19 protein-coding genes and 2 pseudogenes are annotated in these 21,837 nt (G+C 71.8%); 5 read left to right on the top strand and 16 right to left on the bottom strand.

The genetic code is table 11. The features are described from left to right. The first annotated feature begins 87 nt into the window (after window positions 1–87). Window positions 88–492 (top strand): TadE/TadG family type IV pilus assembly protein, encoded by a 405-nt coding sequence (locus QA634_RS29810; protein ID WP_012335566.1) that lies wholly within the window; start codon window positions 88–90, stop codon window positions 490–492. Continuing rightward, window positions 489–1,742, top strand: coding sequence for a TadG family pilus assembly protein (locus QA634_RS29805; protein WP_012335565.1), 1,254 nt, complete (start codon window positions 489–491; stop codon window positions 1,740–1,742). Before QA634_RS29810 ends, QA634_RS29805 begins: the two co-directional genes overlap by 4 nt. A gap of 423 nt (window positions 1,743–2,165) precedes the next feature. Here QA634_RS29805 and QA634_RS29800 read toward each other — a convergent pair. The 10 genes and pseudogenes from QA634_RS29800 to eno form a co-directional block, all read right to left on the bottom strand. After that, window positions 2,166–2,312: pseudogene (locus QA634_RS29800) on the bottom strand (integrase core domain-containing protein); the annotation flags it as partial. Window positions 2,313–2,368: 56 nt separating this feature from the next. Further along, a pseudogene (locus tag QA634_RS29795) lies at window positions 2,369–2,689 on the bottom strand (site-specific integrase); the annotation flags it as partial. 267 nt (window positions 2,690–2,956) lie between these two features. Beyond that, complete coding sequence (gene lpdA / locus QA634_RS29790; RefSeq protein WP_012335564.1) at window positions 2,957–4,393, bottom strand: dihydrolipoyl dehydrogenase; 1,437 nt, start codon at window positions 4,391–4,393, stop codon at window positions 2,957–2,959. A gap of 122 nt (window positions 4,394–4,515) precedes the next feature. Then, window positions 4,516–5,955: a pyruvate dehydrogenase complex dihydrolipoamide acetyltransferase gene (locus tag QA634_RS29785; RefSeq protein ID WP_012335563.1), complete on the bottom strand. Its 1,440-nt coding sequence runs from the start codon at window positions 5,953–5,955 to the stop codon at window positions 4,516–4,518. Between the two features lie 4 nt (window positions 5,956–5,959). Beyond that, window positions 5,960–6,553 carry a Uma2 family endonuclease gene (locus tag QA634_RS29780; RefSeq protein ID WP_012335562.1) on the bottom strand — a complete coding sequence of 198 codons (594 nt, stop codon included), beginning with the start codon at window positions 6,551–6,553 and terminating at the stop codon, window positions 5,960–5,962. An 11-nt stretch (window positions 6,554–6,564) separates the two neighbouring features. Beyond that, entirely contained in the window at window positions 6,565–6,846 is a 282-nt protein-coding gene (locus QA634_RS29775) for a DUF5076 domain-containing protein (RefSeq protein WP_012335561.1), read from the bottom strand. A gap of 4 nt (window positions 6,847–6,850) precedes the next feature. Next, a complete protein-coding gene (locus tag QA634_RS29770) occupies window positions 6,851–8,344 on the bottom strand; it encodes a pyruvate dehydrogenase complex E1 component subunit beta (RefSeq protein WP_012335560.1) in 1,494 nt (497 codons plus the stop codon). A 27-nt stretch (window positions 8,345–8,371) separates the two neighbouring features. Continuing rightward, window positions 8,372–9,412 carry a pyruvate dehydrogenase (acetyl-transferring) E1 component subunit alpha gene (pdhA, locus tag QA634_RS29765; RefSeq protein WP_012335559.1) on the bottom strand — a complete coding sequence of 347 codons (1,041 nt, stop codon included), beginning with the start codon at window positions 9,410–9,412 and terminating at the stop codon, window positions 8,372–8,374. Between the two features lie 198 nt (window positions 9,413–9,610). After that, the gene (locus QA634_RS29760) at window positions 9,611–9,922 is read right to left on the bottom strand and encodes an FtsB family cell division protein (RefSeq protein WP_012335558.1); all 312 of its coding nucleotides are present in this window, start codon (window positions 9,920–9,922) and stop codon (window positions 9,611–9,613) included. Between the two features lie 110 nt (window positions 9,923–10,032). Next, complete coding sequence (gene eno / locus QA634_RS29755) at window positions 10,033–11,310, bottom strand: phosphopyruvate hydratase (RefSeq protein WP_012335557.1); 1,278 nt, start codon at window positions 11,308–11,310, stop codon at window positions 10,033–10,035. A gap of 181 nt (window positions 11,311–11,491) precedes the next feature. Here eno and queF point away from each other — a divergent pair, with 181 nt between their 5' ends. After that, window positions 11,492–11,944 (top strand): preQ(1) synthase, encoded by a 453-nt coding sequence (gene queF / locus QA634_RS29750; RefSeq protein ID WP_012335556.1) that lies wholly within the window; start codon window positions 11,492–11,494, stop codon window positions 11,942–11,944. A gap of 109 nt (window positions 11,945–12,053) precedes the next feature. On the opposite strand, the gene QA634_RS29745 is transcribed toward queF, so the two are convergent. Both QA634_RS29745 and QA634_RS29740 read right to left on the bottom strand, forming a co-directional pair. Beyond that, window positions 12,054–12,356: a hypothetical protein gene (locus QA634_RS29745; protein ID WP_012335555.1), complete on the bottom strand. Its 303-nt coding sequence runs from the start codon at window positions 12,354–12,356 to the stop codon at window positions 12,054–12,056. A gap of 110 nt (window positions 12,357–12,466) precedes the next feature. Continuing rightward, window positions 12,467–13,675 carry an MFS transporter gene (locus QA634_RS29740; protein WP_012335554.1) on the bottom strand — a complete coding sequence of 403 codons (1,209 nt, stop codon included), beginning with the start codon at window positions 13,673–13,675 and terminating at the stop codon, window positions 12,467–12,469. 662 nt (window positions 13,676–14,337) lie between these two features. Between QA634_RS29740 and QA634_RS29735 the strand changes: the two genes are divergently transcribed. Continuing rightward, entirely contained in the window at window positions 14,338–14,673 is a 336-nt protein-coding gene (locus tag QA634_RS29735; protein ID WP_083784754.1) for a diguanylate cyclase domain-containing protein, read from the top strand. Here QA634_RS29735 and QA634_RS29730 read toward each other — a convergent pair. Continuing rightward, the gene (locus QA634_RS29730) at window positions 14,592–15,122 is read right to left on the bottom strand and encodes a hypothetical protein (RefSeq protein ID WP_043701732.1); all 531 of its coding nucleotides are present in this window, start codon (window positions 15,120–15,122) and stop codon (window positions 14,592–14,594) included. The genes QA634_RS29735 and QA634_RS29730 overlap by 82 nt on opposite strands. Window positions 15,123–15,309: 187 nt before the next feature. Between QA634_RS29730 and QA634_RS29725 the strand changes: the two genes are divergently transcribed. Continuing rightward, on the top strand, window positions 15,310–16,281 hold the full coding sequence (locus QA634_RS29725) for a hypothetical protein (RefSeq protein ID WP_012335553.1): 972 nt from the start codon (window positions 15,310–15,312) through the stop codon (window positions 16,279–16,281). A gap of 196 nt (window positions 16,282–16,477) precedes the next feature. On the opposite strand, the gene QA634_RS29720 is transcribed toward QA634_RS29725, so the two are convergent. The 3 genes from QA634_RS29720 to QA634_RS29710 all read right to left on the bottom strand — a co-directional run bounded on the left by QA634_RS29720 (window position 16,478) and on the right by QA634_RS29710 (window position 21,764). Beyond that, entirely contained in the window at window positions 16,478–17,992 is a 1,515-nt protein-coding gene (locus QA634_RS29720; RefSeq protein WP_012335552.1) for a Do family serine endopeptidase, read from the bottom strand. A 192-nt stretch (window positions 17,993–18,184) separates the two neighbouring features. Then, entirely contained in the window at window positions 18,185–18,508 is a 324-nt protein-coding gene (locus QA634_RS29715) for a YnfA family protein (protein WP_012335551.1), read from the bottom strand. Window positions 18,509–18,566: 58 nt separating this feature from the next. Further along, the gene (locus tag QA634_RS29710; RefSeq protein ID WP_012335550.1) at window positions 18,567–21,764 is read right to left on the bottom strand and encodes an AAA family ATPase; all 3,198 of its coding nucleotides are present in this window, start codon (window positions 21,762–21,764) and stop codon (window positions 18,567–18,569) included. Window positions 21,765–21,837: the final 73 nt, after the last annotated feature.

Below are 21,837 nucleotides of genomic sequence, written 5' to 3'. Positions count from 1 at the left end.
CGAGAGTCTGCAATGCTTTAAACATGTTTTAAGTTCTTAGGCTTCACAGTACAAAGCGGAAATCCACAACTTCTGCGTGAGCCTTTGATGAGACGTTTTGGATCTGATGAGAGAGGGGCAACCGCAGCGGAGTTCGCGGTCGTCGCTCCGATCCTGATCGCGCTCGTCATGGGGTCGATCGAGTTCGGCTCGATCATGTACACCCTTGGCACCACAGAGTTCGCCACGAACGACGCTGCCCGGCAACTGGCGACCAACCGGATCACGGCCTCGCAGGTTGCCGGCATCATCGCCCTCCGTCTGCCTTCGTGGGCGCAAGCGTCTGCCGCGGTTACAATTTCGCAGTCGAGCACTGATCCTAACAAGAACCAGTATACCGTCACAACAAATGTTCCTCTCAGTTCGGCAACGCCGACGCAGTTCTTTAGCCTCATCTATGGAACAAAATCTTTTAACTGCACTGCAGTGATGCAGCAGGAGCCAACGTCGTGAGGCAGCGGTTCGTCGCATTCGCCGCGCACAAGCAAGGCGGCGCATCGATCATCGGCCTGTTCGGAATGCTGATCGCCGTCGGATTTGCGGCTGTGGCGATAGACTCCGGAAATTTATACTACAGTAAGCTGAAGCTTCAGAAGATAGCCGACGCCGCCGCGCTTGGTGCAGTGATGGCGCTTCCAACTTCATCCTCTGTTATGGCAGCTGCCCTTGACCTTGTCAGTAAAAACACTCCAGTCGGTTTTGGAACAGTGTCAACAAGTGCAGATATACAGATTGGAGTTTACGATCCATCCTCGAAAACGTTTACGCCCAGCGCGATCGGCCAGAACGCGGTGCAGGTGACGACGCGCCGGTCGTCCGCCTACGGCAATGCCGTCCTAACGTACGTGGCCGGCATCCTCGGCGTATCGAGCGTGGACATGGCTGCGAGCAGCGTCGCCGTGAAGTATGGTGGTGCCTGCGTCATGGTGCTCGAGCCGGCCAGCGCCGGTTCGCTGCAAACGAAGGGCAGCAGCGCCCTCCAGACCAACTGCCCCATTCAGGTCAACTCGTCATCGGCGACGGCTGCTAGGACGGGAGGGTCATCCTCGATCACCGCTTCGCAGATCTGCGTCGTTGGAAACTACTCTGGTACCGGGTTCAGCCCTTGGCCTAAGATCAACTGTCCCTCGCTCGTTGATCCTTTGGCGAATGTCCCAGAGCCGGCACAGCCCGTATGCACAGTGAACAATCCGTCGATCTCGTCTGGTGTCTTTCCGACGAACTGCACCTATTCCGGGACTGTTAGCCTGAGTGGGAACGTGACTTTACAATCGGGTTTATACTACTTCAAATCTGCCAATATTAGTGTTACAGGCAGCACCAGCATCACCGGCTCAGGTCTTACTATATTTCTCGATAAGGACAGTACCTTAAACCTCAGTGGAAGCGGGACGATCACGCTAACTGCTCAAAATTCTGGAGATCAAGCCGGCATTCTGATTTTCCAATCCCGCAGCACGCCTGCGAACGTTTCTGTATCTTTGGGTGGAACGGGGGATATGGCGCTAAACGGCACGCTGTATGCTCCTTCTGCGATCCTCAGCTTTGGTGGCAATTCAACATATACCGGCACTTCAAAGTACGGTTATGCTATTGCGGCCCAGATCCTGACCGGTGGTTCGGGCATATTCGCCTTCAATGCGTTTCCAAGCTCTTCCATTAATCCGCCGACACTGAAGGCCCATGCTGGATTAGCACACTGATAAGTTCTCCTCAGTCCGACTTGGTGCTGTGCGGCCGTGCATTTGTTCAGACGAGTTGCTGCCCTTCATCTGATCTGAACTGCCGCAGTTGACCCTAGAAAAGGCGTCTGAGAAATAATTAATCCATCGCATCTCAGGATGCTGAAGTGGTTGATGCGGTTCAAGCCAAAGCGCTACGGTGCGGCAGATCTCAGTAAAGAATGTGAAAAGATTGGCCTGACCGGTATTTTGAACCGGGCCGGTTTAGAGCTTACTGCATGGTGTGGCCATGGATAGCCGGAAGAACAAATCTGGCAAGGTGATGGGCGCGGGTGGCCGCGAGAGCGGCACCCAATTGCAACGTGATCGAGTGCCGCTCTCGATCTTTGATCTTGCCGCATTTTCTGCGACGAACCGGCATCCACTTCGTCGGAAAATGCTCTAGCCGATGGACGAATGCGGCCGGACGCGGTTGCCGGTGGTTTGCCAAAGAGCGATCACGGTCTGGGCTTCCCTGAGCGAGTAGAGGATCTCCTGCCTCGGGCAGTCATCCCTTGGCTCCCTGCCAACTTCGTGGCCACATCCTCGGCTTTCGGGTGAGTGTAGCGGAACAGCATGGCAGGCGTTCGACGCCCACTGACCATGGCGACCTCGGACACGCTCAACCCGGCCTCGAACAACCGTGAAACCGCCTCGTGCCTCGGATCGTGAAAGCGGAGGTCAGGGATCGCAGCCCTCCTCCGCATTCGCCTCCACGCCAACTCAACCGCTCCGGGGAACACAGGGAAAACTCGATCAGAGGTTCGTTCCATCCCCGAGAGGGTCTGAATGGCGGTTGGGGATAGCGGGACGGTTCGTGGGTGACCGTTCTTGGTCCTCTGCACCTTCACAGTTCGAGATTTGAGGTTCACGTCGACCCAGGTGATGGAGCGGAGCTCGCCACGACGCATCCCTGTCTCGATAGCCAAGGTGATGAGGGGCTTCAGGTAAGTTGCCGATGGGGCGTTGGGGGCGTCGCTGATCCGAGTCCCCTCCCCTTCAGTGGCGCCATTTCAGCGTTCGAGACGAGGAGGTTAGGGCCGATCTGGCCGCCGACCCTTGGCACAATTCTGTCACACCGAGCATGCCCGAGATGCCGTTTGGAGGCACCTCAGGGGTTGGCAGCCGTGAATGAGCCTCGGTAGTGTTTTCGAGCTAAGTCTTTGGATGAGCGAGGCTTTCTTCGTCTTATCAGGCTACACGTGGATCACCCGCCCGTAGGCGTCGAGCACGCTCTCGTGCATCATCTCGGACAGGGTCGGGTGCGGGAAGACCGTGTGCATCAGGTCCTCCTCGGTGGTCTCGAGCTGCATCGCCACGACGTAGCCCTGGATCAGCTCGGTCACCTCGGCCCCGACCATGTGGGCGCCGAGGAGCTGGCCGGTCTTCTTGTCGAAGATCGTCTTCACGAGGCCGTCCGGCTCGCCGAGGGCGATCGCCTTGCCGTTGCCCAGGAAGGGGAAGCGGCCGACCCGGATGTCGAATCCCTGCTCCCGCGCCTTGGCCTCGGTGAGGCCGACCGAGGCGATCTGCGGCTGGCAATAGGTGCAGCCCGGGATCTTGCCCTTGTCCATCGGGTGGGTCGGCAGGCCCTTGATGGTCTCGACGCAGAGCACGCCCTCGTGCTCGGCCTTGTGGGCCAGCATCGGCGGGCCGGCCACGTCGCCGATGGCGTAGATCCCCGCCACGTTGGTGCGCCCGAGCCCGTCCGTCACCACGATGCCGCGGTCGGTCCGCACGCCGAGTCCTTCGAGCCCGAGATTCTCGATGTTGCCGACGACGCCGACCGCCGAGATCAGCGTCTCGGCCGTGATCGCCTGGCTCTTGCCGTCGGCCTCGACCGTGGCGGTGACCGCGTCCCAGCCCTTCTCCACCTTCGTGACCTTGGCGCCGGTCAGGATTCGGATGCCCTGCTTCTCGAAGCGCTTGCGGGCGATCCCGGCGATCTCCGCATCCTCCACCGGCAGGATCTGCGGCAGCAGCTCCACCACCGTCACCTCGGCGCCCATGGTCCGGTAGAAGGAGGCGAACTCGATCCCGATCGCGCCCGAGCCCATGACGAGCAGGCTCCTGGGCATCGCCTCCGGCACCATCGCCTCGTAGTAGGTCCAGATCTGGCGCTTGTCGGGCTCGATCCCCGGCAGCACGCGGGGCCGCGCACCGGTCGCCACGATGATGTGCCGCGCCGCGTAGGCGCCCGGCCCCTTGGCCCCCTTCGGCGCCTCGGCCCGCTGCGACGCGGCGACCGCGACCCGGCCCGGCGCGTCGCCCTTCGGCGCCGCCTCGATCCGCGCCTCGCCCCAGATCACGTCGACCTTGTTCTTCTTGAGCAGCATGCCGACGCCGCCGTTGAGCCGCGCCGAGACGCCCCGCGAGCGCTTGACGATCGCCGCGGCGTCGAACCCGATCTTCTCCGCCGAGAGGCCGTAATCCTTGGCGTGCTGCATGTAGTGGAAGATCTCGGCCGAGCGCAGCAGCGCCTTGGTGGGGATGCAGCCCCAGTTCAGGCAGATCCCGCCGAGATGCTCGCGGTCGACCACCGCCGTCCTGAAGCCGAGCTGGGCCGCGCGGATCGCGGTCACGTAGCCGCCGGGGCCGGCGCCGATGATGAGGACGTCGTAGCTGTCGGACATGGGGTTCGGCTCGCGTTGCGAAGGGGCATGACGGCGGCGCCGGCCGCCGGACCGGGGCGGCGCCGAGGCTCAGGGCCGGGAGCGCCCGGCGGGCGGCTCCGGGCGCGGCGGGGCGCGGCCCCTCACACCAGCATCCCCATCGGGTTCTCGATCAGGCTCTTGAAGGCGGCGAGCAATTCGGCGCCGAGCGCCCCGTCCACCACCCGGTGGTCGCAGGAGAGCGTCACGGTCATGGCCTGCACCACCGCCGGCGCGCCGTTCCTGGCCACGACCCGGGCTTCGCCCGCCCCCACCGCCAGGATCGTGCCGTGGGGCGGGTTGATGACCGCGCCGAATTCCTTGATGCCGTACATGCCGAGATTCGACACCGCCGTCGCGCCGCCCTGGTACTCCTCGGGCTTCAGCTTGCGGCTGCGGGCGCGGCCGGCGAGGTCCTTCATCTCGGCCGAGAGGGTCGAGAGTGTCTTCTGCTCGGCCCTGCGGATCACCGGCGTGAACAGGCCCCCGTCCACCGCCACCGCGACGCCGACGTCGGAGTGGCGGAACTTCAGGATCCGGTCCTCGGCCCAGACCGCGTTGGCGTTCGGCACCCGCTGCAGGGCCAGCGCCAGCGCCTTGATGACGAAGTCGTTCACCGAGAGCTTGAACAGCGGCTTGCCGTCCCGGTCCTTGCCGGCGCCCGCATTGACCTGCTCGCGCAGCGCCAGCAGCGCGTCGAGTTCGCAATCGAGCGAGAGGTAGAAGTGCGGGACGGTCTGCTTCGACTCGACGAGGCGCTTGGCGATGGTCCTGCGCATCCCGTCGAGGGGGACCTCCTCGTAGCTCCCCCTCTCGAACATCGCCTTGACCTGGTCGCCGGTCAGGCCGGAGGCCGCCGGGGCGCCGGCCGCGGGTTTGGCGGCGGGCGGGGTCGCCCCGCCGGGCGCGGCCGCCGGGGCGCCCGCCGGGGCGGCCGGCGCCGGGCCCTCCTTGAGGGCCGCGCGCACGTCGCGCTCGATCACCCTGCCGTGCGGGCCGGAGCCGCGGACGCGCGAGAGGTCGATCCCCTCCTGCTTGGCGATGCGGCGCGCGAGCGGCGAGGCGAGGATCCGCCCCCCCGCCGGCGCGGCGCCCTGCGGGGCGCCGCCGGGCGCCGCGCCGTTCGGCTTCGCCGCGGCCCCGTTCGCCGCGGCCTTGGCGGCGTCCGGCGCCTCGTTCACGCGCGCGTAGGCGAGGCTCGCCCCGCCCTCCGTGCGGTCCTCATCCCGCGGCGGGGGCGCCGCCCCCTTCGCCGCCCCTTGCGCCGCCCCCTCCCCGGCCCCGACGCGCGCCGGGTCCTCGCCCTCCGCCGCGATCACGGCGATGAGATCGTTCACCGGCACGTCCGCGGTGCCCTCGGGCACCACGATCCTGGCGAGCACGCCCTCGTCGACCGCCTCGACCTCCATGGTCGCCTTGTCGGTCTCGATCTCGGCCAGCACGTCGCCGGACTTGACCGGGTCGCCCTCCTTCTTCAGCCACTTGGCGAGGTTGCCCTTCTCCATGGTGGGCGAGAGGGCGGGCATCAGCACGTTGATCGGCATGGCGTCAGGTCTCGGTCGGAGCGGCCGGGGCGTCCAGGGGGAAGAGGTCGTCGAGGGGGAACGGCACGGCGTCGTAGGGCGCGAGCGCCACCATCTCGCCGCGCCCGACGGTGCCGACGAGCAGCCAGCGGCCCTCCGTCAGCGCGAAGGCTGCGAGCACGCCGTCCGCGGGATCGAGCAGCCAGAGATGGGCGACGCCCGCCTCCGCGTAGATGCGGCGCTTCGGGCCGCGGTCGAGCCGCGCCGTGGAGGGCGAGAGGATCGCGCAGGCCCAGTCCGGCGGCGTCTCGACGAAGGGTGTCGCCGGCTCGGCAGGCAGCCGGCCCGGCCGCCAGCCGGCGAGATCGGGCACGACCACCTGCGGCCCGAAGTGAAGCTCCGGCTCGATCATGAAGACCCAGCCGCCGGGGCCGCCGCGCCCGCGCGCGAAGGGAGGCGCGAAGGGAGGGATGAGTTCGCCTGCGAGTTCGCCGGCCGCCATCGCGTGCCGCGGTCGCGGCCGCGTCTCCAGCACCCCGTCGATGATCTCGGCGACGAGGGGCGCCGGGACCGCTTCGAGGTCCGCGGAGGTGACGCCGCGCGGGGCGGGCTCGGCCATGCCGGCGGCCCTCAGTTGAGGCTGTCGGGATCGAGGCTCTCCGCCTCCATCCCGGCGCGGATGCGCGCGAAGGCCTCCTCCTCCGAGATCTCGGTCTCGCGCCCGTAGACGCGGGCGGCCTGCCGGGCGAGGTCGATCAGCAGGCGGCCCCAGGTGGCGGGATCGTCGAAGGAGCGGCGCAGGGCGACGCTCACCGCCCCGTCCACCACCGCGGCGCGCAGCACCTCGACGCCGCCCAGGTCCAGGGCGTCCGGCGGGACCGAGAGCGCCTCGAAGCGGGGATTCTCGGCCATCGGGCTACCGGTAGCAGACGGCCTTGGCCGCCTCGATCACCTCGGCCACGGTCGGCAGCGCCAGCTTCTCCAGGTTGGCCGCGTAGGGCATCGGCACGTCCTTGCCGGTGATGCGCAGCACCGGCGCGTCGAGATAGTCGAAGGCGTCGACCATGACCCGCGCGGCGATCTCGGCGCCGACCCCCGATTGCGGGAAACCCTCCTCGACGGTGATGCAGCGGCCGGTCTTCTTCACCGATTCGACCACCGTCGCGGAATCCATCGGCCGGATCGTGCGCAGGTCGATCACCTCGGCGCCGATCCCCTGCTCGGCGAGTTCGTGCGCGGCCTTGAGCGCGTAGGTCATGCCGATGCCGAAGGACACGATGGTGACGTCCTGGCCCTCCCGGTGCACCTTCGCCTTGCCGATCGGCACCAGGAAATCGTCGCGCTTGGGCACCGGGAAGGACTGGCCGTACAGGATCTCGTTCTCCAGGAAGATCACCGGATTCGGGTCGCGGATGGCGCTCTTGAGCAGGCCCTTCGCGTCCGAGGCGGTGTAGGGCATCACCACCTTCAGGCCCGGCACGTTCGAGTACCAGGCGGCGTAGTCGTGGCTGTGCTGGGCGGCGACGCGGGCGGCGGCGCCGTTCGGGCCGCGGAACACGATCGGGCAGCCGAGCTGCCCGCCCGACATGTAGAGGGTCTTGGCGGCCGAGTTGATGATCTGGTCGATCGCCTGCATGGCGAAGTTGAAGGTCATGAACTCGACGATCGGGCGCAGCCCCGTGAAGGCCGCCCCGACCCCGACCCCGGCGAAGCCGTGCTCGGTGATCGGCGTGTCGACGACGCGGCGGGCGCCGAATTCCTGCAGCAGCCCCTGGGTGATCTTGTAGGCGCCCTGGTACTCGGCGACCTCCTCGCCCATCACGAAGACCGCCTCGTCCCGGCGCATCTCCTCCGCCATGGCGTCGCGCAGGGCCTCGCGCACCGTCTGGGTCACCATCTCGGTGCCCTCCGGGATCTCCTCCATCGCCCGATCCGCGCTGCGGCTTGTGATGGTGGCGGGGGCGGCCGGGGCGACCGGCGCGTCGTCGCTGCCCTTGGCCGCCGGCGCGGGCGCCCGGGCCCGGCCCTCGTCCTGCATGTCGGGCGTGGGCGCGCCCTTCGCTTCGGTCTTCGCTTCGGTCTTCGCGTCGGTCTTGGCCTCAGCCTTCGCCTCGCCCTTGGCGCCGCCCCTGCCCTTGCCGTTCGGCTTGGCGGCGGAGACGTCCTCGCCCTCGCCCGCCAGCACGGCGATCGGCGTGTTGACCGCGACGTTGTCGGTGCCGTCCGCGATCAGGATCTTGGCGAGGATCCCCTCGTCGACCGCCTCGACCTCCATGGTCGCCTTGTCGGTCTCGATCTCGGCCAGCACGTCGCCGGGCTTGACCGGATCCCCCTCCTTCTTGAGCCATTTCGCCAGCTTGCCCTGCTCCATGGTCGGCGAGAGGGCGGGCATCAGGATGTCGGTCGGCATGGGTGCTCTGTCGATCCGATGAGAGGGTCAGGCGCGGGCGGGCTCGAGCAGGACGTCGGTCCACAGCTCGGCGGGATCGGGCTCGGGGTCGTTGGTGGCGAAGTCCGCCGCCTCGTTGACGATCTCCCGCACCTGGGCGTCGATCGCCTTGATCTCGTTCTCCGGGACCTTGTGCGGGCCGAGCAGCCGCTTGCGGACCTGCTCGATCGGGTCGGATTCCTCGCGCATCCGCGCGACCTCGTCCTTGGTCCGGTACTTGGCCGGGTCGGACATCGAGTGGCCGCGGTAGCGGTAGGTCTGCATCTCCAGGATGTAGGGCCCCTCCCCCGACCGGGCATGCGCGATGGCCCGGGCGGCGGCGTCGCGCACGGCGCGCACGTCCATGCCGTCGACCTGCTCGCCCGGGATGCCGAAGGAGACGCCGCGCTTCGAGAAGTCCGTCTGCGCCGAGGCCCGGGTCACCGAGGTGCCCATGGCGTAGCGGTTGTTCTCGATCACGTAGACGACGGGCAGCTTCCACAGCTCCGCCATGTTGAAGCTCTCGTAGACCTGGCCCTGGTTGGCGGCGCCGTCGCCCATGTAGGTCAGGCTGACCGCCCCGTCGCCGCGGTACTTGTTGGCGAAGCCGAGACCGGTGCCGAGGGAGACCTGGGCCCCGACGATGCCGTGGCCGCCGTAGAAGTTCTTCTCGCGGGAGAACATGTGCATGGAGCCGCCCTTGCCGCGGGAATAGCCGCCCCGCCGCCCGGTCAGTTCCGCCATCACGCCCTTGGGGTCCATGCCGCAGGCCAGCATGTGGCCGTGGTCGCGGTAGCCGGTGATGACCTGGTCGCCCTCCTTCGAGGCCATCTGGACCCCGATCACCACGGCCTCCTGGCCGATATAGAGGTGGCAGAAGCCGCCGATCAGGCCCATCCCGTAGAGCTGGCCGGCCTTCTCCTCGAAGCGGCGGATCAGCAGCATCTCGCTGTAGGCGTGCACGTCCTCGTCGCGCGTGAAGTGCGGCGCGTTCGCGGGGGGCGGGCTCGCGGTCTTGTCCTCGCGGCGTGCCTTGCTCCCGGCTTCCATCGGCGCCTCCCGGCCTGCGACCTTAGTCCAACGCCTTCTAGGGCAGGCGAGGCCGGAAAGCGAGGCCCGCCATGCCGCGGCGGCAGCGGAAAACGCCCGGAACGGGCCGGAGTGCCGCCGGCGGGCCGCGCGGAGGAGGGCGCGGCCCGTGCCCCATGGGGCGGTCCGCGCACCGGGCCCCGCGCCCGCCGGCGCGAATCAGGGATTGATGATGACGACGTCGTTCGGGTGCACGCGCCCGAGCATCAGGCGGGCGCGCTCCTCCAGGAGGTCGCGGTCGATCTGGTCGCTGCGCAGCAGCGCGACCCGCCGCTCCCACTCGGCCCGGTCCGCCTTGGCGGCGTCGAGCTCCTTCTGGAGATTGTAGGCCTGGATCTTGAGGGCCCGCTTGGCCTGGAGGCCGCGGCTGCCGCTCTCGGCCTCGCGCAGGAAGTAGCCCACCGCCAGCACCGAGGCGGCGTAGAGGGCGAGCGGGAGCAGGAGGGCGCGGGCGCGGCGACGGACGACCATGCCGGCAGCTTGGGCCGCGATGGTTAAGGAAGCCTCACGGCCGCCGCGCGGCGCGCTTCCGGTGCGCGCCGTGGCGGCGCGCCCGGTCCGGATCGACGGGCGGCCCGCGGTCAGGCCTTGAGGGCGCCGCGGCCGGCGTAGCGCGCCTGGGCCCCCAGGCCCTCCTCGATGCGGATGAGCTGGTTGTACTTGGCGAGCCGGTCCGAGCGGGCGAGCGAGCCGGTCTTGATCTGCCCGCAATTCGTCGCGACGGCGAGGTCCGCGATGGTGGAATCCTCGGTCTCGCCCGAGCGGTGGGACATCACCGCGGTGTAGCCGGCCCGGTGGGCCATATCGACCGCCGCCAGCGTCTCGGTGAGCGAGCCGATCTGGTTGACCTTGACGAGGATCGAGTTCGCCGTGCCCTTGGCGATGCCCTCCGAGAGCCGCGCCACGTTGGTTACGAAGAGGTCGTCGCCGACGAGCTGGCAGCGGTCGCCGATCCGGTCGGTGAGCGCCTTCCAGCCCAACCAGTCGTCCTCCGCCATGCCGTCCTCGATCGAGCGGATCGGGTAGGCGTTGACGAGCTTGGCGAGGTAGGCGGCCTGGGCCTCGGGGTCGCGGGTCTGGCCCTCGCCCTCGTACGCGTAGGCGCCGTTCTTGAAGAACTCGGTCGCCGCGCAGTCGAGGGCCAGCACGATGTCCTCGCCCGGCGCGTAGCCGGCGGCCCGGATCGACTCCATCACGAAGTCGAGGGCGGCCTCGGCCGAGGGCAGGTTCGGGGCGAAGCCGCCCTCGTCGCCCACGTTGGTGTTGTGGCCGGCCTTCTTGAGCGCGCCCTTGAGGGTCTGGAACACCTCCGCGCCCATCCGCACCGCTTCGGCGATCGAGGCGGCGCCGACCGGCATGATCATGAATTCCTGGAAGTCGATCGGGTTGTCCGCGTGCACGCCGCCATTGATGATGTTCATCATCGGCACCGGCAGGACGCGGGCCTGGGTGCCGCCGACGTAGCGGTAGAGCGGGAGCCCGGAGGCCTCGGCGGCGGCCTTGGCGACGGCGAGCGAGACGCCCAGGATGGCGTTGGCGCCGAGCCGGGCCTTGTTGGGCGTCCCGTCGAGCTCGATCATCGCCTCGTCGACCGCGACCTGGTCCTCGGCATCCATGCCGCCGATCGCGTCCAGGATCTCGCCGTTGACCGCGGCCACCGCCTTGAGCACGCCCTTGCCGCCGAACCGGCCCTTGTCGCCGTCGCGCAGCTCGACCGCCTCGTGGGCGCCCGTCGAGGCGCCCGAGGGCACGGCGGCGCGGCCGAAGGAGCCGTCCTCCAGGAGGACGTCCACCTCCACGGTGGGATTGCCCCGGCTGTCGAGGATCTGGCGGGCGGCGATGTTGGTGATCGCGGTCATGAAAGGCTCTCCGGCGGCGGCCGACAGGCCGGGCTTATCGGCCAAGTCGCCGCGCCCGGCAAGGACCCCGAAGGCGAGGACCCCCTGGGAGAACCCCGGGGGAGGACCCCGAAGGCGAGCTGCGTCCGATCGAGGCGCGGCGCCGGTACCGCCCGGCTCCGCCCGCCCCTATATCGGGCGCATGACGCACGAAACCCTGCAACTCGGGCGGTCCTCCGCCCTGCCCCGCTCGCCCGAGGAGGCGGTGCTCGACCGGGTGCCGAACCCGCACCCGGACACGGACTACCTCGCCCGCTTCACGGCGCCGGAATTCACCTCGCTCTGCCCGGTGACCGGCCAGCCCGACTTCGCGATCCTGGTGATCGACTACGTGCCCGGGAACTGGCTCGTCGAATCGAAGTCGCTTAAGCTCTACCTGCACAGCTTCCGCGACCACGGCGCCTTCCACGAGGATTGCACCGTGACGATCGGCAAGCGCCTCGCCGGGCTGCTGGAGCCGCGCTTCCTGCGCATCGGCGGCTACTGGTACCCGCGCGGCGGCATCCCGATCGACGTGTTCTGGCAGACCGGGGCGCCGCCCGCCTCGCTCTGGCTGCCGGATCAGGGCGTGCCGCCCTACCGGGCCCGGGGCTGAGGGCCTCTCGCGCCGCAAGAGCCTCGCGAAGAGGCTCGCGCGCTGCCGACGCGCGACGAGGGCGGCCGGGATGGTCCCAGCCGCCCTCCGTCCGGATCGGCGATCCGGCTCAGTAATCGTAGTCGTAGTAGCCGTAGGCCGGGGCCCGGTAGGCCGGCGCGCCGTAAGAGTAGCCGTTGCGCCGCGCCGCGTCGGCCGCGATGGCGCCCGCCGCGAGGCCCGCGATGCCCAGGCCGACCGCCGCGCCGGTGGAGATGCCGCGCCGGCCGCGATAGGCGTGCGCGTAGGGGCGGCCGTAATAGCCGTGGGCGTATCCGCCGCGATAGCCGGGCCGGGCCTCGGCCGGGGCCGAGACGGTGGCCATCGCGCCCAGCGACAGGGCGGCGGCGGACAGGAGCGCGACTTTGCGCATGTGATCTCCTCGCGTGTGGATCTGTTTAGGCAGGACAACGGCCGAACCGACGGCTGGTTCCGGCTCTCAGCTCTAGAGCAGAGCCATCCAACGCCGGGAGACATCTTTGTTCATCGACCGTTCATTGTATCTTCTGTTTGGGAAGACCGGGGCCTAATGGGCCGCGACAGGCGCCACGCGGTGACGAGACCGAGCCCCAGGATGAGCGCCGCGCAGGATGCGAGCGCCCCGAACTGGCCGAGGGCCGTGAGCCCGGCCCCGAGCACCGCGACGCCGAGGGCTTGGCCGCAGAAGAACGAGAAGGCGTGGAGCGCCACCGCCGAGGCGCGGGCCTCGGGCGCCACCTCGGTCACCTGCACCTGGTAGGTGTTGTGCAGCATGTAGAAGCCGAGGCCGAGCGCCACCAGCGCCGCCGCATCGACCTGCCACGCGCCGGCGAGTCCGACCGTCAGCAGGGCCCCCCCGGCGATCGCGCCCCCTGCCATCAGCATCCGGGTCTGGCCGAGGAGCCGCAGGAGCAGGCCGACGAGGAGCGAGTAGGCGAGGCCGCCGGCCGCGAAGCCCGCCAGCACCAAGCCCGCCTCGCGCGGGCCACCCTCGCCCCGGGCCTCGATCAGGTGGGCGAGGTGCGGGAAGATCCCGAACACCGCGATCGCCTCGACGAAGACCGCCCCGAACAGCACCCGGGCGCGCGGATTGGCGAGGATCGCCCGGTAGCGCCGCGCGGCCGGGCCGAGGGCGAAGCGCCCGCCCGGCGCGCGCAGCGCGCGGGCGAAGCCGAGGAGGACGGCGCCGCAGCCCGAGAGCGCCACCAGGGCCGAGAGGGCGAACACGCCCCGCCAGCCGATCAGCCCCTCGATGAGCCCCGAGACGGTGGAGCCCATCAGCTGCCCGAGGATGACCGCCACGAGGAAGCGCCCGATGGCGACCTGCCGCCGCTCCATCGGGATGCGGTCGCCCATCATGGCGAGGGCCAGGGGAATGACCCCGCCCGCCGCGGCGCCCGCCAGCATGCGCAGGCCGAACAGCAGCCGGATGTCCCCGGCCACGATGCTCGCCGCCAGCGCCAGGGTCAGGATGCCCAGGCAGGTGACGACCACCCGCTCCTTGCCGAGCGCATCGCCGACCGGGCCGAGCACCGGCTGGATCAGCGCGTAGGGCAGCGCGAAGGCGGTCGAGAGGAGCGCGACCGTGGCGGGTGGGCTGGCGAAATCCCGCGCCAGCACGCCGACCAGGGGCTCGACCACGCGGCCCGCGAAGGTGCTGGCGAAGCCGCCCGCGGCGAGGATCAGGATCAGCCGGGAGGCGCCGTCGGTCACGCGGCGGATCCCCGGGCGCGGGGAGCGGGATGCCGGAGCGGGGAGCGAGGGGGCATGGGGGAGGCAGCCCGGAGCGGGGGGATGGGGAGGGAGCGAGCACGGAGCGAGGGTTAGAGCATTTTCCGGCGCGGGAACATCGCCGACGGGGGCGGCCCCCCGCGACCCTGCCCGGTGGGCAACCACGCCTTGTGGGGCAACCAAGCCTCCACGCTCGCGTGCCATTCGTGACCCCGCCATGCCGAGCCGCAAGACCCTCTGCCAGCCTCGGAGCAGCGCCCTCCCGGGCGACCGCGTCCGGACCGCCCGGCCACGCCGCGCGGACCTGGTCGGGGACTTGCGCCTGCGCTGCCCCGCGCGACTGCCGGTCGCCTTGGGTCCCGCGGCGACGGCCGGGACCCTGCTGATCTGCGGCCTGATGCCCTCCGCCATGCGCGACGACGCGTGGGCGCGGGCCGAGCAGGCCTCCCGGAACCTGCTGCAGGTCCTCGACCACGACATCACCCACACCATCGCGATCATCGACCTCGCCCTGCGCGGCGCGATCGAGACCCTGTCCAGGCCCGGACTGGGCGCGCTCGACCCCGAGACCCGGCGCAAGCTCCTGTTCGACCGGGCGACGACCGCCCGCGACATCGGCGCGATGACGATCCGCGACGAGAACGGTGAGGCGGTCGCCGAATCCGTCGGCGGGCCGGCTCCGCCGGGCAACACGGCCGACCGGCCCTATTTCCAGCGCCACCGGCAGGACCCGGACCTCGCCTCTCCATCAGCGGGCCCTCGGGGCGGCGCGGATCGCCGCCTCGGTCCACGCCCGGGTCGCCGGCCTCGCCGTCGCGCAGGCGGCCCTCGGCCCCGGCTTCCTGACGGTGAGCATCGGCGTCGCGGTCGCCGGGACCGCCCGGAATCTCGCGGATCTCTACCGGCTCGCGGACGAGGCCCTGTACGCGGCCAAGGCCGGCGGCCGCAACCAGACCCGCTCGACCCCGGAGGCAGCCTGATCCCGGCCGGCGCGCCCGGCCCGGCGCAGCAGGCAGCTCGTCGGGAATTCGCCGACCGGCACGGCCGTGCAGGTGATCGCCACCGGCCCGGCCCGTCCGGAAGCCGGGCCGCCTCCCTCCCGGGCCGCGCGATGCAGCACGAGGGCGAGGCGTTCCGCCTCCTCGGCGCGCGCCCCGGCCAGGGCCTGCGCGGCGAGCCCGACGAGGACGAAGGTGGCGCGGCTCGGCTCGGCGAAGCGCGCGCGCAGGATCATCCGCCCGGGCGCCCGGCAATCGAGCAGCATCAGGTCCGCATCCGCCGCCCCGAAGGCGACGGTGCTGCCGCTGCGGCCCGCGATCGCCGCCCCGGTCACGGTCACGACCCGTCCGGCGAGCCGCGCGCAGGCATCGGCCCGGGCCTGGGACGCGACCCCGAGACAGAGCAGGGCGGCGAGTCCGATCCGGCGCATGAGTCCCTCCTCCACCGCCGCGAGCCTGCGGCTGGCCGCCGCGCCGGGTCAAGCGAGGCGGGACGCCCCGCCGCGCCCCGTCATGCCCGCAATCCCCAGCCAAGGACCGGCCTAAGTCGCCGCTGCTGACACTTTCTCCGGGCCGGGGCACGCATACTGCGCGCCGAACGGCCAAGGTGGAGGCGGCGTGGGACAGAGGATCGTCAGCGGCCTGATCGGCCTCGCCGCGCTCGTCGCGGTGGCGAGCCCGCTCGTGCTGATCCTGCTCCTCGATCCGCGCGTCGGCCTCGTCGCCCGCCGCCCCGCCCCGGCTCCCGCGCCGGCGGTGCAGGCGGCGGCGCCCGCAAGCCCCGGCCCTGCCGCCCCCGCGCCGCCCGCCGCCTGCGCCCCCTGCGCGCAGGGCGAGGCGCTTCGGCCCTCGGTTCCGCCGGACGCGCCCGCAGAGCCGCCGGAGCGGGACGCGCGCCCGCCGGAGCGGCCGGCGGGGCCTCCGGAGCGGCCGGCGGCGCCGCCCTCCCCCGATCCGCCGGAGCGGCGCGAGGCGACGCGGGGCGGCGCTCCCTCGCCCGAGATCGCGACGCCCGACATCGCCGCCGAGCGCCGGGCGCAGCGCGGCCGCCTGCTCGGCTTCGTGGCCCATCCCGACCGCGTCTCGGGCTCGGCCGCGTGGCTGGACGTGATCGGGCTCAGATTCACGGAGCCGCGGTCCGGCGAGGCGCGGGCCTACCGCCCCCTGTCCGTCGACCTGACCGAGGCGCCGGACCGCGCCGTCCTGCTGCTGACCGACCAGCCCCTGGCGCTCACGCTGGCGACGACGCCGCCCGCGCGGGCGGGCGCGCTCGGCGTCGAATCCCTCGCCGCCTTCGACCTCGCGCAGGGGCGCCCCGACCTGCTGGCCGGCTTCCGCAGCGCCGCCTTCGGGACCGGGGAGATCGCGCCGCTCCTCGGCCCGGTCCGCTTCGGCCGCCAGACCCTCGCGCGGTTCTGCGGGGCGTTGCGGCTCTGGTCGGGCCGGTACGGGCTCGCCCTGGAGCGGCTGCGCTACACGCTGATCGAGAATGCCGGCCAGGTCCGGCTTGAGGGGGACCGCGTCCGCTCGGACGGGACCGGGCGCGGGCGCGTCTCCGGGCGACGCCTCGCGGTGCTGTGCAGCCCCTGATACCAAATCCGCTTGATCCCTTCGGGATGGCGGATTTGGGCTTCGCTCAGGCGCCGCGCAGGCGTGTGATCCGGGATCCGCTTTGATCAAGCGGATCCCGGATCATGCGGGCCTGTGCAGCCCCTGACGCGGGAAGGGCCGGCCCCTCGCGGAGCCGGCCCTCGTCCCTGACGGGCCTCGCCGTGAGGCCGGCGGATCAGCCGTTGCGGTTCTGGAGGGCGATGGCGACGAAGCGCGTGCCCTTGTCGCTCTTCACCCGCATCAGCACGGCCTTGCGGCCGTCGCGCTCGGCGGCCCGGATCCGGCCCTGCACGTCGGAGACCGAGGAGACCGGCTGGCCGCCGACGTCGAGGATGACGTCGCCGGGCTCGATGCCCTTGGCCGCCGCCGGGCCGTCCGGATCGACGTTCACCACCGCCACGCCCTCCTGGCCGGCGCCCACCGCGTCGGCGGGCGCGAGGCTCAGGCCGAGCCGCGGCTGCGCGTCCGAGCCCCGCCCGCGCTCCTCCCGGGCCGCGACCCGGGTGTCGTTCGGCAGGGTCGCGAGTTCGACCGTCGCGGTGTCGGTCTTGCCGCCGCGCAGGTAGGACAGCTGGACCTTGGTGCCCGGCTTCATCGAGGCGATCCGGCGCGACAATTCGCGCGCGTCGCCGACCGGATCCCCGTTCACCGCCTGGACCACGTCGCCGGACTTCAGGCCCGCCTTGGCGGCCGGCGTGCCGTCCTGGGCGCTGGTGACGAGCGCGCCCTTCGCCTTGTCGAGGCCGAGCCCCTCGGCGATGTCCTTGGTGACGGGCTGGATCTGGAGGCCCAGATAGCCGCGGGCGACCTTGCCGTCCGTCCGCAGCTGGTCGACGACCGCCTGCACCGTCTCGGAGGGGATGGCGAAGGCGAGGCCCACATTGCCGCCCGACGGCGAGGCGATGGCAGTGTTCACGCCGACGACCTCGCCCGACACGTTGAAGGTCGGGCCGCCCGAATTGCCCTTGTTGATCGGCGCATCGATCTGCAGGAAGTCGTCGTAGGGCCCGGCGCCGATGTCGCGGCCGCGGGCCGAGACGATGCCGGCCGTGACGGTGCCGCCGAGGCCGAAGGGGTTGCCGATCGCCACCACCCAGTCGCCGACCTGCGGCGCGCCGTGCGCGAGCCTCACGTAGGGGAAGGAGCCGTTGCCCTCCGTGACCTTGAGCAGCGCGAGGTCGGTCTTCGGGTCGGTGCCGACCACCTTGGCGTCGAGGGTGCGGCCGTCGTCGAGGGTGACCTCCACCGACTTGGCGTTCTCGACCACGTGGTTGTTGGTGACGACGTAGCCGTCCGCCGAGATGAAGAAGCCCGAGCCCTGCGCGGCGCGGCCGCCGTTGCGGTGCGGCCGGTTGGGCATGCCGTTCTCGCCGAAGCGGCGGAAGAACTCGCGCAGCTGCGGCGGCACGTTCTGGCCGCCGGGGCCGCCCTCCTCGTCATCCGCCGCGTCGTCCTTGAGCTTGACCTTCACCGAGACGACGCCGGGCTTCACCCGGTTGACGATCGGCGCGAAGCTGCCCGGCGGGTGCTCGGGGGCGGTGATCGGGGTCTGCGGCAGGGCCTGGGCGAGGACCGGCGTGCTCGGCGGCAGGAAGGCGGAGCCGAGCGCGCCCGTCGCCACGAGCGTCACGGCGGCCACGGACGCGAGCGCCTTGCGATGGAGACGGGAGGCGGGAACGGGCTCGGACATGGTCAAGATTCCTCCGGATCGGCGGGAGGGCGCGGCGGCCGATCGGCCCCGCGGCCCTGATCTGATGAGGCCATTCTCGGAGGAGCGCCCTGACCGGCCCGTGGCCCGCAGATTACGGATTCGTCAGGTGGCGCGGGTGCCGGGCCGGCGCCCCGCCCTCGTCGGCGTTCCGCCCTCGTCGGCGTTCCGCCCTCATCCCCGCGGCCCGAGCAGGACGACGGCGCTGCCCGCGAGGCAGAGCGCCGCGCCGCCGAGATCCCAGCGGTCCGGCCGCTGTCCCTCCGCGGCCCAGAGCCAGAGGAGCGAGGCCGCCACGTAGACGCCCCCGTAGGCGGCGTAGGCCCGGCCCGCGGCCGCGCTCTCGACCCGCGTCAGCAGCACGGCGAAGAGGATCAGGGACGCGAGGCCCGGGCCGAGCCAGAGGGGCGAGCGGCCGAGGCGCAGCCACGCCCAGATTGCGAAGCAGCCGGCGATCTCGGCGAGGGCCGCGAGGGCGTAGGCGAGGAGCGTCGTCATGCGGGAGCCGTAGCACGGGCCCCCCGTCCTGGCGCGAGGACGGGGCGCCCCGCCCGCGTCACGCGCCCCGCAGCAGCGCCCGGACCCGGTCCGGTCCCGCGGCCCCGGGCGTCGCCAGGGCCGCGAGATCCCCCTCCGCCCGCGCCCGCAGGAGGTCCGCCCCCACGGCCCGCGCCGCCGCGACCGCCTCGCCGAGCCGGTCGGCGGCCCCGCCCTCGTCGCAGGCGAGGGCGCAGAGGCCGCGCAGCCGCAGCAGCATCGGCGCGAACACGGCCTGGCCCGTCTCGGCGATCTCGTCGAGGGCGATCCGGACCTGCTCCCGCGCCGGTGCTGGGTCCCCGCACAGGAGGAGCGCCTCGGCGGCGAGCCCGCGCAGCTGCGGCAGGCCCAGGCGGGTGCGCGTCGCCGCATCGGCGATGTCGCGGAGGATCTCGGCGGCGCGGTCGGCCCGCTCGGGCCCGGTCGCGCCCGACCACGCCAGGAACACCTTGCAGTGCAGGCCCCAGGCCGCGATGGCGTGGGCCCGGCAATAGGCGAAGCCCTCCGCCGCCACCGCCCCGGTCGCGGCCCGGTCGCCGCGGTAATGGTGGACGTAGGCCGCCGCGGCGTAGGCCCAGCCGATGCTCGCCGGATGGCCGAGGCGCCGCGCGTCGCGCAGGTTCGCCTCCGTCATCGCCACGGCCTCGTCGGGATGCCCCTGGACGCAGAGGAGCACGCTCTCGAACCCCGCCGCCCCGACCTGGCAATCCGCCCCGAAGATCGGTGCCAGGCCCCGGTGAGGGTCGGGCCGGTAGAGGCGGCGGACCTCGCCGAAATGCGCCCTCGCGCCCGGCAGGTCGCCGCGGAAGAAGCCCACATAGCCCAGCATGCGGTGGGCTTGGCAGAGATGGGTCGGGTCGCCGGCGCCGCGCGCCAGGGCCAGGGCCTCCCGGGCCGAGGCCTCCGCCGGCCCGAAGCGGGCCGCGAAATGGTGGCCGGAGAACACGCCCCAGAGCAGGGCGAAGCGCTCCTCCGGGTCGGTGAGATGCGCGGCGAGGTCGTGCGCCCGGGCATAGGCCGCCACCGTATCGCCGTGGGCGGGCCCCTTCACCACGTAGAAGGATTGGGCGAGCCCGAGATGGAGCCGCGCCGCGAGCGGGCCGTGGGCCGCCGCTGCCGGCTCCGCCAAGTCCGCCTGTGCCAAGTCCGCCCGTGCCAAGTCCGCCCGTGCCAAGTCCGCCCGTGCCAAGTCCGCCGGTGTCGAGTCCGCCCGCGCGAGATCGTCCAGCCCGGCGCGGAAATGCTGGATCGCCTCCGGGTTGGCGAAGCGTGCCGCCGCCCGCTGCCCGGCCCGCAGGGAGGCGGCGGCGGCGCGCAGGAAGGCCCGCGCCCCGCGCAGGTGATGCGCGAGGGTCTCGGGCTCGGTCTCGGCGAGGTCCGGGCAATCCTCCTCGATCACCGCGGCGATGCGGCCGTGCAGCGCCCGGCGGCTCGCCCGCAGCAGGCTCTCGTAGGCGGCATCCTGCACCAGCGCGTGCTTGAACTGGTAGGTCGCGCCGGCGCCGCCGGGCTGTTCCAGCAGGAGGCCGGCCTGGACGATCTCCGCCAGCGCCGCGGCGATCTCCTCCTCGTCCCGCTCGGCGACCCGCTCGAGCATGCGCCGCGAGAAGGAGCGCCCGAGGGCGGCCCCGACCTGGGCCACGGGCTTGGCGCGGCCGAGGCGGTCGAGGCGCGCCATGATGATGTCCTGCAGGGTCGCGGGCACGCGCGGCGCCTCGCCGCCCCCGTCCCGCGGCCGGTCCGCGGCGTCGCGCTCCTCCAGCACGGCGCTGGTCAGCTCCTCGATGAAGAGCGGCACGCCGTCGGCCTTGGCGACGATGGCGCGCCGCGCCTCGGGCGCGAGGGGCCGGCCGCGCGCCACGCCGCGCACGAGATCCTCCGCCTCCCCGGGGGCGAGGCCCGACAGGGACAGCCGGTGCACGCCGGCCGCTTCGGCCCAGGGCGGCCGCAGGCCAGCCGCTTCGGCCCAGGCCGGCCGGTATTCGGGCCGCGCGGTGACGAGCAGGAGCAGCCGCCGGCCGGCGAGCCGCCCGATGACCAGCCGGGCCAGCTCCTCGGTGGTCGGATCGGCCCATTGCGCGTCCTCCACGGCCATCACCACGGGGCGGCGGGCGGCGAGCCCGATCACCTCCTCGGCGAGGAGGGCCAGGGTCGCGGCCTTGCGCTGGTCGGCGGTCGGCTCCGGCCCGGCCGGGGCGCCGTCGAGGGCCACGGAGAGGAGATGCGCGAGGAGCTCCGCCCCCTCGGCCCGGCGCTCCGGCGCGAGGAGCCGCTCCAGCTTCTCCCGGCGCGCCGCGGGCGGATCCGCGGGGGCGATCCGGGCGATGCGGCGCAGATGGGCGACCAGCGGGTAGAGCGGGCTGTGGGTGTGGCGCGGGGAGCATTGGAGCCCGATGCGGATGACCTCCGCCTCCGCGAGCCGGGCGGTCCAGGCCCGCAGCAGGGCCGACTTGCCGATCCCGGGCTCGCCGCCCACCAGCACGACCTGCCCGCTTCCCCGCTTGGCCTCCTCCCAGGCGGCGGAGAGTCGGGCGAGTTCCTCGTCCCGCCCGACATGGACGCTGCCGTTGCGGCGGGCATCGGAGCGGGCGGCGTCCTCGCGGGCCCCCTCGACCCGCCACAGCACCACCGCCTCGGCGATGCCCTTGAGCCGGTGGGGGCCGAGATCGGTCAGGTCGAACAGGGAGCCGAGCAGGCGGCGGGTGGCGTCCGCGATCAGGAGGGTGCCGGGCGAGGCGACCGCCTGGATGCGCGAGGCGAGGTTCGGCACCTGCCCGACCACCCCGGCGCTGCCCGAGCCGGCGTCCTCGACCACGACGAGGCCCGTCGCGACGCCGATGCGGACCTGGGCCGGCCCCGCGGGCGGGCCCCCGGCGGTCTCGGGCGGGGTGCGCAGGGAGGACATCCGGCGCAGGATCTCCAGCCCCGCCCGCACGGCCGCCTCGACGCTGTCCTCCTGGGCGACCGGGAAGCCGAAGTAGCTGACGACGCCGTCGCCCTGGAACTGCGCCACCGTCCCGCCGTGGCGCCGCACGATCTCGGCGCAGAGGGCCTGGTAGGCCCGCAGCACGTCGCGGAGATCCTCCGGGTCGAGGCGCGAGGCCAGGGCCGTCGAATCGACGAGGTCGCAGAACATCACGGTGAGCTGCCGCCGTTCGGGCGGGCCGGACAGGCCCGCCGCCTCGGCGCGCCGCTCCCGAGCGTGCCGGGCCGACATCAGCTTCCGCCCCGCGCGGCACCGGCGCTCCTGCGCACCGCGGCCCTCACGCTCAACGCACGCCTCCCCGTTG

The organism is Methylobacterium sp. CB376, assembly GCF_029714205.1.
Classification (GTDB): domain Bacteria; phylum Pseudomonadota; class Alphaproteobacteria; order Rhizobiales; family Beijerinckiaceae; genus Methylobacterium.
The sequence above is the reverse complement of the archived record's forward strand: the minus strand, read 5'-3'. Positions and strand labels throughout refer to the sequence as shown.

Coding starts and splice junctions, on each gene's coding strand:
- QA634_RS29785 (WP_012335563.1), bottom strand. CDS start 5,955: ATGCCGATCAACGTGCTGATGCCCGCCCTCTCGCCCACCATGGAGAAG.
- QA634_RS29745 (WP_012335555.1), bottom strand. CDS start 12,356: ATGCGCAAAGTCGCGCTCCTGTCCGCCGCCGCCCTGTCGCTGGGCGCG.
- QA634_RS29780 (WP_012335562.1), bottom strand. CDS start 6,553: ATGGCCGAGCCCGCCCCGCGCGGCGTCACCTCCGCGGACCTCGAAGCG.
- QA634_RS29710 (WP_012335550.1), bottom strand. CDS start 21,764: ATGTCGGCCCGGCACGCTCGGGAGCGGCGCGCCGAGGCGGCGGGCCTG.
- QA634_RS29775 (WP_012335561.1), bottom strand. CDS start 6,846: ATGGCCGAGAATCCCCGCTTCGAGGCGCTCTCGGTCCCGCCGGACGCC.
- eno (WP_012335557.1), bottom strand. CDS start 11,310: ATGACCGCGATCACCAACATCGCCGCCCGCCAGATCCTCGACAGCCGG.
- pdhA (WP_012335559.1), bottom strand. CDS start 9,412: ATGGAAGCCGGGAGCAAGGCACGCCGCGAGGACAAGACCGCGAGCCCG.
- queF (WP_012335556.1), top strand. CDS start 11,492: ATGACGCACGAAACCCTGCAACTCGGGCGGTCCTCCGCCCTGCCCCGC.
- QA634_RS29715 (WP_012335551.1), bottom strand. CDS start 18,508: ATGACGACGCTCCTCGCCTACGCCCTCGCGGCCCTCGCCGAGATCGCC.
- QA634_RS29810 (WP_012335566.1), top strand. CDS start 88: ATGAGACGTTTTGGATCTGATGAGAGAGGGGCAACCGCAGCGGAGTTC.
- QA634_RS29730 (WP_043701732.1), bottom strand. CDS start 15,122: ATGCGCCGGATCGGACTCGCCGCCCTGCTCTGTCTCGGGGTCGCGTCC.
- QA634_RS29770 (WP_012335560.1), bottom strand. CDS start 8,344: ATGCCGACCGACATCCTGATGCCCGCCCTCTCGCCGACCATGGAGCAG.
- lpdA (WP_012335564.1), bottom strand. CDS start 4,393: ATGTCCGACAGCTACGACGTCCTCATCATCGGCGCCGGCCCCGGCGGC.
- QA634_RS29720 (WP_012335552.1), bottom strand. CDS start 17,992: ATGTCCGAGCCCGTTCCCGCCTCCCGTCTCCATCGCAAGGCGCTCGCG.
- QA634_RS29760 (WP_012335558.1), bottom strand. CDS start 9,922: ATGGTCGTCCGTCGCCGCGCCCGCGCCCTCCTGCTCCCGCTCGCCCTC.